Genomic DNA, 12,963 nt, shown 5'->3' with positions numbered 1-12,963 from the left:
ATTCCTTTGCAGGCGGTTAATGAGATGTTGCCGACGGGTGTGTCAGAAACATTTCGCAAACTAACACTGCAAGCACCTGCCGTGGGAGGCTCTAAACGGGATGTGTCGCACAGAACTGCAAAAGAGGCGCACAAATGAAAAAGTCCCGGCAGGCATCGCCGGGACTTTTTTTGCATTACATGGAGAGCATCAAGCGCCCGGCGAACAGAATCAAAATCACCCCCATGCTGCGTTCGAACCAGTGGCCCATGCGCATAAACAGTACGCGCACTTTGTTGCTGGAGAAGAACAGCGCGACGATGACAAACCACAGCGCGTTTACAAAACACATCCACAAACCATAGAAGGCCTGGATTTGCAGGGGCGTGCTGGCGCTGATGATCGTGGTGAAGATCGCCAGGAAAAACAGGGTTGCTTTGGGATTGGTCGCATTGGTCAGAAAACCGGTGCTGAACGCTTTGAACAAAGACTGTTCCACCAGTGGCTCCTCAGCCGTTTTTTCCCCTTCCAGTGCTGTCTTCGGTTTGCTGCGTATCAGACTGACACCGAGGTACAAAATGTAAGCACCGCCAACCACTTTGGCCACGGTCAGCAACCACGGCGTGGTGTGCATCAGCGCGCCGACCCCAAGCAATGTGTACAGCACGTGCACGGAAATTCCCGCACCGATGCCCAGCGCTGTGCAGATTCCCACCAGTCGCCCGAAGCGCACGCTCTGGCGGATGGTCACCGCGAAATCAGGGCCGGGAGCGACCACGGCAAGGAAGTGAATGGTGGCCAGCGCCAGAAACTCGCCCAGGTAATTCGAATACATCTCAGCTCCAGAAAGTCAGGGGTGAAGCATTGCCGCGATAGCCGACAAAGAAGGAAAGGCTCAAACGCGGATCGGCCACGCCCGGGGTCACCGAGTGCATGCAGCGCGAATTGAACATGATGAAATCGCCGGGTTCGGGGCGTACCTCAAGGGCTGGGCGGCCTAACAGCGCCGGGTCGATGCCGTAGCTGTCGCCGCGCATTTCGTCGAACTGATCCGGCGTGATGTCGTCGTCCCACATCTGCAATGCGCCACCCTCGGTGGGCATGTTCAGGTACACGTTGCAGGCGAATTGCGCATCGAGGCTGCGCGCCTGAAAACTGTCCGGGGCGTCCTTGGCGAAAATGTCGTGGTGGGCGAGAAAGCACACGCCGGGCTTCACCACGCGCGACAGGCCGACGTACATTTTGCGTCCGTAGAGGTTTTCCAGATGCGCACCGGCCGGCCAGGATTCGTCGAGCATGCAGCGCAGCGTGTCGACCGGCGAGGAGTAGGGCGCGCAGCGATGGCGTAGTTCGGCGATGTTGCGGGTGGCGAGTTCGAAGTAGTCCTCGATCAGCATCGGCTGATTTTCTGCCTCGTAAAACGCCATGCCGATTCGGCCGATACTCGGCGCGTTGATGTAGCCCTCATAGCCCGGGGCGAGAATCTTGTCGCCAATTTCGATCGCCAGCGGCTTGGGCAAAAAGCCTTTGACGCGGATGGCGAGGACTTCTTCGTTGGCCAGTTTTTTTATGCACGTCTCATCGAGACGCTCGACGTCTAGCATCATTTTATTTTAGGTCCATCTATCGATAGTCAACGGAACCGGCGAGTGCGGTTCCACGGCGTCGGGCGCTGCGTGGCGGCAGCGCCCGAAATGCTCAATCCACGCTGTAGTGGACGGACAGCGTGCCCTTCTTCTGCGAGAGGGACGCGATCGTGACTGTGCCCAGATCCTTCAGGCTACGTACATGGGTGCCGCCGCAACCGTAGGCTGGCAGCTCACCGAAACTGATTTCCCGCGCGCCTTCGCGCAGCGAAGTGAGGCGTGGCAGATCGTGTTCGATCCACTGGCCGACGCCGTATTGAACGGTCTCGGCATCGACTTCCTGAGCGACATCGCTCGGCTTGAATTGCACTCGGCCTTCGTCCGGCCAGTGATGCGCCTTGATCGGTGTCCAGCCCATGGCTTGAATGAAATGGCCGATCAGGTGACCGGCCGAATGCATGCGTGTGTTGAAACGACGGCGATCTTCGTCGACGCGGATACAAGTCATGCCGAGCGCTACCGGGCGATCAACGAAATGCACGATGCGCTCTGGCTCCTGCACCACACGCAGCACCTGGCTTTCGCCGATCCAGCCAGTATCGCAAGGCTGACCACCGCCCTGCGGGTGAAACAGGGTGGCACGGAGCACCACGGCATATTCGTTTTCGTGGGGTGTGCAGTCGAGGACTTCCACGTTGGCCTTGAGGTCATCACTGTGGAAAAACAGGCGAAGCGTCATGTTTCAGGCCTTATTAAAGTTCTGTTTTTATTATATGAATCGTGCAATAACGTGATAATCCATCCAAACATCAAAGGACTTGTGCGCTGTGAGCATCAATCTGCCGCTACCGCTGCTCGGTGAAATGGCGATTTTCGTCAAGGTCGTGGAGACCGGCAGCTTCTCTGAAGCGGCTCGCCAACTGGGCTCTTCGCCGTCGGCGGTCAGTCGCAGCATCTCGCGGTTGGAGAAAGCCTTGGCCACGCGCTTGTTGCAGCGCACCACGCGCAAACTGCGCTTGAGCGATGGCGGCGAAGAGGTGTTCAAGCGCTGTCAGGAGATGGTCAGCGCGGCCAAGTCGGTGATGGAAATCAGCGGCCAGTTCACCCACGAAGCGGAAGGGCTGGTGCGCGTCAGCGTGCCGAAAGCGGTGGGGCGTTTTGTGATTCATCCGCACATGCCGGAGTTTCTGCGGCGCTATCCCAAAGTCGATGTCGAGTTATTGCTGGAGGATCGGCAGGTCGATCTGATCGATGATCATGTTGATCTGGCCATCCGCATCACCGATCGGCCGCCGGCGGGGTTGGTCGGACGTCAATTACTGACCATCGACCATATGCTCTGCGCCACGCCGCAATACCTCGCCGAACACGGCACACCCACACATCCGCATGACCTTCTCAATCACAGCTGTATTTATCTGGGCGAAACCCCGAGCGATGCGCGCTGGAAATTCAAGAAGGGCAGCAAAGCAGTGACGGTCGGCGTGCGTGGTCGCTATGCCGCCAATCACACTGGCGTGCGACTGGGCGCGGTGTTGCAGCACATCGGCATTGGCAGCCTGCCGTACTTCACTGCGCGTTATGCGTTGGAGCAGAAGTTGGTGGTGCAGGTGTTGCCGGACTGGACGTTCCTGGCTTCGTATCACGGTGGGCTGTGGCTACTGCATTCGCCGACGCGGTATCTGCCGCCGAAGCTGCGGGTGCTTATCGATTTTCTGGTGGAGTGTCTGGAGAAGGAACCGACCTTGAGCAAGCCGGGGAAGGTGGGCAATGCGAGTAACGCCGCGATGGCGTATGAACTGCCTGAAAGCGAAGGGTTGTTGTAGCGCAAAAGCAAAAGATCGCAGCCTGCGGCAGCTCCTACAGGGGATTGCGTAATTCCCCTGTAGGAGCTGCCGAAGGCTGCGATCTTTTGATCTTCAACCAATCTATTTGATCAGTGCTTGCTGTCCTGAGCAGACATCGCCAGCAACTGCTTTTCCTGATTCCAGTCGAACGGTTCATCGTTCTGTTCAGCTTCGAAACGACGTTCTTCCAGCGCCTGATACAAGTCGATTTCTTCATCGGCCAGATAATGCAGACAGTCACCGGCGAAGAACCACAGCAGATCCCGCGGGATCAGGTGGGCAATTTGCGGATAACGGCTAATCACTTGAGTCAGGATGTCCTGGCCCAGGTATTGGCTTTCGATCGGATCGATCGGCAACGAAGCGAGCAGTTCGTCGAAACGCTCCAGAAACAAGGCATGGCTTTCTTCGGGAACCTGTTCGGCCTCACCTACGGCGACCAGGATACTGCGCAGGTGGTCGAGCAACACAAGATGATCGGCAACGACGTTGGACACGAGATAAGTCCTCAAGAGCAAAACGGGCGCGGGAGTATAAAGCTCCTGCGCCCGCTTGGACATGGGTCTCAGGATCAGCGGACTTTGCCCTCTGCCTGTTTCAGCTCTTCTTTGTCGAAATCATCGACATCAATCACCTTGCGCCGCGCCGCTTCGGCATCGCGCAAGCTCTGCGCTTCCACTGCTTGCAACACGCCAGCCTCCAGTGCCGCATCGATCGCGTGTTCGCCGGCGACCGGTTTGACCTGACCGCTTTTCAGCGACGCATGCAGCTTTTTATGCAGCGGTTGCGCAGTCGTCAGCAGGTCGCTGGCGTGTTGCAGCGCACCGACCGCATCGTCCGGCGATTGCGGGCGATAGCAACCGGCGAGCAGTTCTTCCAGCGCCGGATCACCTTTCGCCCGACCAATCACGCCAGCTACTTCGGCCCCGAGTTTGTCCGACGGGCCTTTGTGACGACGGCCAAACGGGAAGACGATGACGCGCAGCAGGCAACCGAAGACTTTGTTCGGGAAGTTGCGCAGCAACTCATCCATGGCCCGCTCCGCCTGGCCGAGGCTTTCTTCCATCGCCCAGCGGAACAGCGGCTCCATGTAGGCCGGCGAATCCAGATCGTGATAACGCTTGAGCGCAGCCGAAGCCAGATACAAGTTGCTCAACACATCGCCCAGTCGTGCCGACAGACGCTCGCGGCGTTTCAGCTCACCGCCAAGCAGCATCATGCTGAAGTCGGCAAGCATCGCGAACGCCGCTGCCTGACGGTTAAGCGCGCGGAAATAGCCTTGGCTGATCTTGTCGCCCGGCGCATGTTCGAAGTGGCCGAAACCAAGGTTCAGCACCAGCGTGCTGGCGGCGTTGCTCACGGCAAAACCGATGTGCTTGAGCAGCAGGCCGTCGAACTCTTTCAGCGCCTGATCCTTGTCCTCACGACCGGCGAGGGCCATTTCCTTGAGCACAAACGGATGGCAGCGAATCGCGCCCTGACCGAAGATCATCAGGTTGCGCGAGAGAATGTTCGCGCCTTCCACGGTGATGAAAATCGGCGCACCGTTCCAGCTGCGCCCGAGGTAGTTGTTAGGGCCCATGATGATCGCCTTGCCGCCGTGGACATCCATGGCGTGGCTGATGCATTCGCGGCCGCGTTCGGTAAGGTGGTACTTGAGAATCGCCGACAGTACTGAAGGCTTCTCGCCGAGATCCACCGCGTTGGCGGTGAGCATCCGCGCCGCGTCCATCATCCACGCGTTACCGCCGATGCGCGCCATCGCTTCCTGAATGCCTTCGAACGCCGACAGCGGCACGTTGAACTGCTCACGAATCTGCGCGTACTGGCCGGTGACCAGACTGGTGAATTTCGCCGCACCGGTACCCACCGCTGGCAGCGAAATCGAACGGCCGACCGACAGGCAGTTCATCAGCATCATCCAGCCTTTGCCGAGCATCTCTTGACCGCCGATAAGGAAGTCCAGCGGGATGAACACGTCTTTGCCCGAGTTCGGGCCGTTCATGAACGCGGCGCCCAATGGCAGGTGACGACGGCCGATCTCGACGCCGTCGGTGTCGGTTGGGATCAACGCCAGGCTGATGCCGAGGTCTTCCTTGTCGCCGAGCAAGTGCTCTGGGTCATAGGCTTTGAATGCGAGGCCGAGCAGTGTCGCCACCGGGCCGAGGGTGATGTAGCGTTTTTCCCAGTTCAGGCGCAGACCAATGACTTCCTGACCTTCCCACTGACCTTTGCAGATAATCCCGGTGTCGGGCATCGCGCCGGCATCGGAACCGGCGAGCGGGCCGGTGAGGGCGAAGCACGGAATGTCGTCGCCACGGGCCAGACGTGGCAGGTAGTGATTGCGTTGTTCGTCGGTGCCGTAGTGCAGCAACAATTCGGCCGGGCCGAGGGAGTTGGGCACCATCACGGTGGAGGCGAGGTCGCCACTGCGGGTCGCGAGTTTCATCGCCACTTGCGAGTGGGCGTAAGCCGAGAAGCCTTTACCGCCAAATTCTTTCGGAATGATCAGGGCAAAAAAACCGTGTTCCTTGATGTGTGTCCAGGCTTCCGGCGGCAAGTCCATCGACTGGCCGATCTGCCAGTCAGTGACCATCGCGCACAGTTCTTCGGTCGGGCCATCGATGAAGGCTTGTTCTTCTTCGGTCAGGTGCACCTTGGGATAGGCCAGCAGTTTGTCCCAGTCCGGACGGCCGCTGAACAGCTCACCATCCCACCACACGGTGCCGGCATCGATCGCGTCGCGCTCGGTCTGCGACATCGGCGGCAGGGTTTTCTGGAACCAGTTGAACAGCGGCGCGGTGAAATGTTTGCGGCGCAGATCAGGTAGCAGCAACGGCGCGGCGACCACCGCCAGCAGCACCCAGAACACCAGCAGCAGCCAGCCCGGTGCGTGACTGAAAATGCCCATTGCCAATAAGTAGACGGCAACGATGCCCAACGCGGGCAGCGGGGCGATACGCCGGTGGGCGATATACGCCACGCCGACAATCAAAACCAGTATCCACAACAACAGCATATTTCAGTCCTCCGTGAACCAAGGCAAATCGACCCTCCAGAGCTTAGACCGCATCTGCAAAACCGGGTGGTCAGACCAAGGTGATTGAAATCGTGGGAAACCCCGGATGGTGTTCGTAGGTTTGGTGGGCAACACGTGTGGGAAATCGTTCGGTGATCCCGCGTCTTTGCGTCCAAGTTTGGCCGAAACGTCGTTATCTCTGTGCTTGAGCTGTCGCTAGACTCCAGTTTCATCAAGGAGATTGTCGTCATGCACGAATATCTGAGTCCCGGCCGCTTCACCGATAGTGACCACCCGGCGGTGGTGGAGTTCGCTGAACGACACCGGGGTGCCAGCCGCGACCCGGTCGAGCAGGCGATCAATCTTTATTACGCCGTGCGCGAAGCGGTGCGCTACAACCCTTACACCTTCAGCCGTGATCCGCAAACTCTGCGTGGCAGCTATGCATTGGCGGCGGGGGAGAGTTATTGCGTGCCCAAAGCCACGCTGCTCGCGGGTTGCGCGCGGCATTGCGGGATCCCGGCGCGGATCGGTCTGGCCGACGTGAAGAATCATTTATCGACGCCACGTCTGCTCGAATTGCTGAAAAGCGACATGTTCGCCATGCACGGCTACACCGAGTTTTTCCTCAACGATCATTGGGTAAAGGCCACACCGGCGTTCAACCAGAAACTCTGCGAACTGTTCAACGTCGCGCCGCTGGAGTTCGACGGCATCAACGACAGTGTTTTCCACCCGTTCAACCGTGATGGCGCGCAGTTGATGGAGTACCTGGTCGATCACGGCCAGTTCACCGATGTGCCGGAAACCTTCTTCTTCGAACACCTGGAAAAATGCTATCCGCACCTGTTCGGCGATCAGCAGCCACAACTGTTGGGTGACATGCACAGCGATGTAAGCCGCGTCTGATCCGGCGTATGCTGGCCGCCCACTCATTTGAAAAGAGGCGGTCATGCTGAAGATCTGGGGACGGAAAAACTCATCGAATGTCAGGAAGCCATTGTGGGCTGCCGAGGAACTCGGTCTGGCTTACGAGGCGATTGATGCCGGGGGCGCGTTCGGTGTGGTCGACACGCCGGAGTACCGGGCGATGAATCCGAACGGGCGCGTGCCGGTGATTGAAGACGACGGTTTCGTGCTGTGGGAATCCAACGCCATCGTGCGTTATCTGCTGGGCAAACATGCGCCGAACAGCGCTTGGTATTCGGCCGATCCGCAAGCCCGCGCCCTCGCAGACAAGTGGATGGACTGGACGACCTCGAGTTTTGCCGGGCCGTTCCGCACGGTGTTCTGGGGCGTCTTGCGCACCCCGGCGGACAAGCAGGACTGGCCCGCGATCAACGCCGCGATCAAGGAATGCAGCGAGTTGCTGAGCATGGCCGACGACGCGCTGGCCAGCCAACCGTACCTGTCCGGAAAAGACATCGGCATGGGCGATATTCCACTGGGCAGTTTCATTTATGCCTGGTTCGAGATGCCCATCGAACGCGCCCCGCAACCACACCTGCAAGCCTGGTACGAGCGCCTGAAGCAGCGTCCGGCCTACAAAAAAGCCGTTATGACCGCGTTGACTTAATACCTACTATCGACACACTTGACTGTACTTGTACGGCGGCGGCAAGCACCATTGCGCACTTGCGCTGCGGTTGGATCCATCGCCGCCGTCTCCTTTCTCCCTTCCATGGTGCGTAAATCAGATATGAGTTCCGCTCTGTCCATCCGGCAGCTAACCAAAACCTACGGCAACGGGTTCCAGGCCTTGAGTGGTATCGATCTGGACGTCGCCGAAGGTGACTTTTTCGCCTTGCTCGGCCCCAACGGTGCCGGCAAATCCACGACCATCGGCATTCTCTCGACCCTGGTCAACAAGACCAGCGGCAGCGTGAATATCTTCGGTCATGACCTCGACAAGAATCCTGCGCAGCTCAAGCGCTCGATCGGCGTGGTGCCGCAGGAATTCAACTTCAATCAGTTTGAGAAGACCTTCGACATCGTCGTCACTCAGGCCGGTTACTACGGCATTCCGGCGAAGATCGCCAAGGAACGCGCCGAGCAGTACCTGACGCAACTGGGCCTGTGGGACAAGCGCGATGTGCCGTCGCGCTCGCTGTCCGGCGGCATGAAACGCCGTTTGATGATCGCCCGCGCGCTGGTGCACGAACCGCGTCTGCTGATCCTCGATGAACCGACCGCAGGCGTCGACATCGAGTTGCGCCGCTCGATGTGGACGTTCCTCACCGAACTGAACCAGAAAGGCATCACCATCATCCTCACCACGCATTATCTGGAGGAGGCTGAGCAGCTGTGCCGCAACATCGGCATTATCGACCACGGCACCATCGTCGAGAACACCAGCATGAAACAGCTGCTGGGCCAGTTGCACGTGGAAACCTTCTTGCTCGATCTGAAAAACGACTTGAGCGTCACCCCGCAATTGCTCGGCTACCCCGCGCGGTTGATCGACAGCCATACCCTGGAAGTCCAGGTCGATAAATCCATGGGCATCACGGCGTTGTTCACTCAATTAGCGCAGCAGAACATCGAAGTGCTGAGCCTGCGCAACAAAACCAATCGCCTTGAGGAGCTGTTCGTGTCCCTGGTGGAGAAAAATCTGTCGAAGGTGGCGGTATGAGTTCCGAGTTACGTCCCAACCTCGTCGCCCTCAACACCATCGTTTATCGCGAGGTCCGACGCTTCACGCGGATCTGGCCGCAGACCCTGCTGCCGCCGGCGATCACCATGGTTTTGTACTTTGTGATCTTCGGTAACCTGATCGGTCGACAGATCGGCGACATGGGCGGCTTCACCTACATGCAGTACATCGTGCCGGGGCTGATCATGATGTCGGTGATCACCAACTCCTACGGCAACGTGGTGTCGAGTTTCTTCGGCAGCAAGTTCCAGCGCTCCATCGAGGAATTGATGGTCTCGCCGGTGTCGCCGCACACGATCCTGATCGGTTATACCTGCGGCGGCGTGCTGCGCGGTTTGATGGTCGGCGTGATCGTGACGATTCTGTCGATGTTCTTCACCGATTTGCAGGTGCATCACCTCGGCGTGACGATTTTGGTGGTGGTACTGACGGCGACGATCTTCTCGCTGCTGGGCTTTATCAACGCCGTATTCGCGCGCAACTTCGATGATATTTCGATCATTCCGACGTTCGTGCTGACGCCGCTGACCTACCTGGGCGGCGTGTTCTACTCGATCACCTTGCTGCCGCCGTTCTGGCAGACCGTATCGCTGGCCAACCCGGTGCTGCACATGGTCAACGCCTTCCGTTACGGCATTCTCGGTGTGTCGGACATCAAGATCGGCATCGCCATCACCTTCATGCTGGTGGCGACGGTGGTGCTGTACCTCGGTTGTGCGCGGTTGCTGGTGAGTGGACGCGGGATGCGTACCTGATCCGAGACCTCGTCTACCGCTTCGCGAGCAAGCCCGCTCCCACACGGGATCTGTGTCACGACGCAGACCCCATGTGGGAGCGGGCTTGTTCGCGAAGGCGTCAGTCCCGACAGCACAAAACAAAACGGCCTCCCATCGCGGAGGCCGTTTTGCATTCAGGACTTGCGACTTTTCTTGCGCCGTGCCCACTGCCGCGCCACCCACCAACGCCAATACATCATCACCAGAAAGTAGGCGAGGGCACCGAGCACCAGTCCCACCACCACCGATCCCAGCAAAAACGGCTGCCACAATGTCGACAACTCACCGCTGATCCATTCCCAGGTCAACTCATCGGGCAGATGCCGGGCGGGCACATCCATCAGCCACGCCCCGGCTTGATAGGTGCAGAAAAACACCGCCGGCATGGTGATCGGATTGGTCAGCCAGACCAGACTCACCGCAATCGGCATATTGCCGCGCACCATGACGGCAAGCGCAGCAGCCACCAGCATCTGCGCCGGAATCGGCAGGAAAGCGGCAAACAATCCGACCGCCATCGCCCGCGCGACCGAGTGGCGATTGAGGTGCCAGAGGTTCGGGTCATGCAGCAACTTACCGAGAAAGCGTAAGGATTTGTGTTCCCTGATGCTCGTCGGGTCGGGCATGTAACGTTTGAATAAGCGCCGGGGCATAAGGCTTCTCGGTCGGTTAAGGCGGCAAGTATGTCTGGATTCGATGAACCGCCCATTCAGACTTTGTGACAATTGTTGACGGCGCGAGTGCGCAACACCCGCTATGCCTAAGAACGGGACTCTCAAGGACGGGCTTATGCGCATAGGGATGATGGCGCTGGCAGTCGGTCTGCTGGCCCCGATGTTTTTACCGGCATTACCGCCGGTCGGGTTGATGCTGGTGTTGCCGGCGGTGGGTTTGATGTTGCTGCCATTTCGCAGCTATCCGTTGGCGTTTTGGTTGTTTGGCTTTACCTGGGCCTGTGTCAGTGCGCAATGGGCGCTGAATGATCGATTGCCCGCCCATCTCGACGGTGAAACCCGTTGGCTCGAAGGGCGGGTGGTTGGCTTGCCGCAAAATGCGGACGGCGTGGTGCGTTTCGAACTGGCCGATGCGCACTCGCGACACGAAAAACTGCCGTCGCTGCTGCGTCTGGCCTGGTACGCCGGGCCGCCGGTCAACAGCGGCGAGCGCTGGCGATTGGCGGTCAAACTCAAGCGTCCCGTTGGTTTGCTCAATCCGGATGCGTTCGATCACGAGGCGTGGCTGCTCGCGCAACGTGTCGGCGCGACCGGCACAATCAAGGATGGCCAGCGCCTGAGTGAAGCACGCTGGGCCTGGCGCGACAGCATTCGTCAGCGCTTGCTGGCAGTGAACGCGCAAGGTCGCGCCGGAGCATTGGCGGCGCTGGTGCTGGGCGACGGTTCGGGGCTCAGCCGTGAGGATTGGCAGATTTTGCAGGACACCGGCACCGTGCATTTGCTGGTGATTTCCGGGCAGCACATCGGTTTGCTGGCGGCGGTTATGTACCTGCTGGTCGCCGGGCTCGCGCGTTTTGGACTGTGGCCATTGCGCTGGCCATGGTTGCCGTGGGCCTGCGGATTGGCGTTCGCGGCGGCGCTGGGGTACGCCTTGCTCGCTGGTTTCGACGTGCCGGTGCAGCGCGCCTGCGTGATGGTCGGATTAGTGTTGTTGTGGCGCCTGCGCTTTCGTCATCTGGGCGCGTGGTGGCCGCTGCTGCTGGCGTTCAACGGCGTGCTGTTGCTGGAACCGCTTGCCAGTTTGCGTCCGGGTTTGTGGCTGTCGTTTGCGGCGGTGGCGGTGTTGATTTTCACCTTTGGCGGACGCTTGGGCGCGTGGCGTTGGTGGCAAACGTGGACGCGGGCGCAATGGTTGATTGCCATCGGTTTATGCCCGGTGCTGCTGGCGCTGAACCTGCCGATCAGTCTCAGCGGGCCGCTGGCGAATTTGCTCGCGGTGCCGTGGATCAGTCTGGTGGTGTTGCCGCCGGCGCTGCTCGGCACTGTGTTGTTGCCGGTGCCGTATGTCGGCGAAGGACTGCTGTGGCTGGCCGGAGTTTTGATCGATTGGCTGTTTCGCGCGCTGGCACTGATTGCCGGGCAATGGCCTGCGTGGACTGCGCCGTCGATACCGTTCTGGGTGTGGATTCTCGGCAGTCTCGGTGCCGTGCTGTTGCTATTGCCACGCGGGGTGCCGCTGCGACCGCTGGGCTGGCCGTTGCTGCTGATTCTGCTGGTGCCGCCGCGCGAGCGATTGGACGAGGGATTGGCCGATGTCTGGCAGCTCGATGTCGGCCAAGGCCTGGCGATCCTGATCCGAACCCGCCATCACACGCTGCTCTACGACGCCGGCCCGCGCTTCGGCGATTTCGATCTCGGTGAACGCGTGGTGCTGCCAGCCCTGCGTAAACTCAGCGTGGACAATCTTGATGTGATGCTGCTCAGTCACGCCGACGCCGATCATGCCGGCGGTGCGCTGGCGATTGCGCGGGGCATGAAAGTCGTCCGTGTATTGAGCGGCGATCCGCCGGGCCTGCCTGCCGAATTGAGCGCTGAAGCCTGCGAAAGTGGCGAGCAATGGCAGTGGGACGGTGTGCGTTTTCAACTGTGGATGTGGGCGGACGCCCGCGACAGCAACCAGCGCTCCTGTGTATTGCAGATCGAAGCCAACGGCGAGCGTTTGCTGCTGACCGGCGATATCGATGTCCATGCTGAGCGCGTTCTGCTCGACAGTCCGTTGGCGGTGCCAACGCAATGGCTGCAATCCCCGCACCATGGCAGTCGTAGCTCATCATCCATGGCCCTGCTCAACGCGCTGAAGCCCGAAGCCGTGCTTATCTCCCGAGGCCACGGCAACGCCTTCGGCCATCCGCACCCGACCGTGCTGGCGCGTTATCGCAAACAAGGCCTGCGCATCTACGACAGCGCCGAGCAGGGCGCCATTCATCTGCAACTGGGCCGCTTCAAAGCGCCGTGGACGATGCGTCAACAGCGGCGTTTCTGGCGCGATCCGCCTGCGCTCGCCCGTTGATCGGTGCCAGCATGGATGGCACATCACGGTCGTCGGAGCGGCGGGTCTTAATCGCGGATCGGTATGGTAAAGTGGCGCA

General features: G+C 59.7%; 12 protein-coding genes. 6 read left to right on the top strand and 6 right to left on the bottom strand.

Annotation, left to right across the window (positions count from 1 at the left end; genetic code table 11):
* Positions 1-175: 175 nt before the first annotated feature.
* From AD669_RS19345 to AD669_RS19335, 3 genes are all read right to left on the bottom strand, one after another.
* Positions 176-814 carry a LysE family translocator gene (locus AD669_RS19345; RefSeq protein WP_053122691.1) on the bottom strand — a complete coding sequence of 213 codons (639 nt, stop codon included), beginning with the start codon at positions 812-814 and terminating at the stop codon, positions 176-178.
* Position 815: 1 nt separating this feature from the next.
* A complete protein-coding gene (locus tag AD669_RS19340) occupies positions 816-1,586 on the bottom strand; it encodes a 2OG-Fe(II) oxygenase (RefSeq protein WP_053122688.1) in 771 nt (256 codons plus the stop codon).
* Between the two features lie 91 nt (positions 1,587-1,677).
* Positions 1,678-2,304 (bottom strand): serine-tRNA(Ala) deacylase AlaX, encoded by a 627-nt coding sequence (locus AD669_RS19335; RefSeq protein WP_053122685.1) that lies wholly within the window; start codon positions 2,302-2,304, stop codon positions 1,678-1,680.
* 88 nt (positions 2,305-2,392) lie between these two features.
* Between AD669_RS19335 and AD669_RS19330 the strand changes: the two genes are divergently transcribed.
* Positions 2,393-3,391 (top strand): LysR family transcriptional regulator, encoded by a 999-nt coding sequence (locus AD669_RS19330; RefSeq protein WP_053122682.1) that lies wholly within the window; start codon positions 2,393-2,395, stop codon positions 3,389-3,391.
* A 110-nt stretch (positions 3,392-3,501) separates the two neighbouring features.
* Here the strand turns inward: AD669_RS19330 and AD669_RS19325 are convergent, their stop codons facing one another.
* Both AD669_RS19325 and AD669_RS19320 read right to left on the bottom strand, forming a co-directional pair.
* Positions 3,502-3,909, bottom strand: coding sequence for a PA2817 family protein (locus AD669_RS19325; RefSeq protein WP_053122680.1), 408 nt, complete (start codon positions 3,907-3,909; stop codon positions 3,502-3,504).
* 74 nt (positions 3,910-3,983) lie between these two features.
* The gene (locus tag AD669_RS19320; RefSeq protein WP_053122677.1) at positions 3,984-6,431 is read right to left on the bottom strand and encodes an acyl-CoA dehydrogenase; all 2,448 of its coding nucleotides are present in this window, start codon (positions 6,429-6,431) and stop codon (positions 3,984-3,986) included.
* 249 nt (positions 6,432-6,680) lie between these two features.
* On the opposite strand from AD669_RS19320, the gene AD669_RS19315 reads away from it, so the two are divergent.
* From AD669_RS19315 to AD669_RS19300, 4 genes are all read left to right on the top strand, one after another.
* Positions 6,681-7,340, top strand: coding sequence for a transglutaminase family protein (locus AD669_RS19315; RefSeq protein ID WP_053122674.1), 660 nt, complete (start codon positions 6,681-6,683; stop codon positions 7,338-7,340).
* 43 nt (positions 7,341-7,383) lie between these two features.
* A complete protein-coding gene (locus AD669_RS19310; RefSeq protein ID WP_053122671.1) occupies positions 7,384-8,007 on the top strand; it encodes a glutathione S-transferase family protein in 624 nt (207 codons plus the stop codon).
* Between the two features lie 123 nt (positions 8,008-8,130).
* On the top strand, positions 8,131-9,063 hold the full coding sequence (locus AD669_RS19305) for an ABC transporter ATP-binding protein (protein WP_053122667.1): 933 nt from the start codon (positions 8,131-8,133) through the stop codon (positions 9,061-9,063).
* Complete coding sequence (locus tag AD669_RS19300; RefSeq protein WP_053122664.1) at positions 9,060-9,839, top strand: ABC transporter permease; 780 nt, start codon at positions 9,060-9,062, stop codon at positions 9,837-9,839. Before AD669_RS19305 ends, AD669_RS19300 begins: the two co-directional genes overlap by 4 nt.
* 155 nt (positions 9,840-9,994) lie before the next feature.
* On the opposite strand, the gene AD669_RS19295 is transcribed toward AD669_RS19300, so the two are convergent.
* Positions 9,995-10,513 carry a DUF2062 domain-containing protein gene (locus AD669_RS19295; protein WP_053122655.1) on the bottom strand — a complete coding sequence of 173 codons (519 nt, stop codon included), beginning with the start codon at positions 10,511-10,513 and terminating at the stop codon, positions 9,995-9,997.
* 136 nt (positions 10,514-10,649) lie between these two features.
* On the opposite strand from AD669_RS19295, the gene AD669_RS19290 reads away from it, so the two are divergent.
* Entirely contained in the window at positions 10,650-12,884 is a 2,235-nt protein-coding gene (locus AD669_RS19290) for a DNA internalization-related competence protein ComEC/Rec2 (RefSeq protein WP_053122652.1), read from the top strand.
* Positions 12,885-12,963: the final 79 nt, after the last annotated feature.

This window comes from Pseudomonas sp. P1.31 (assembly GCF_001269815.1).
Lineage (GTDB): Bacteria > Pseudomonadota > Gammaproteobacteria > Pseudomonadales > Pseudomonadaceae > Aquipseudomonas > Aquipseudomonas rustica.
This window is presented reverse-complemented; position numbering and strand designations above follow the sequence as displayed.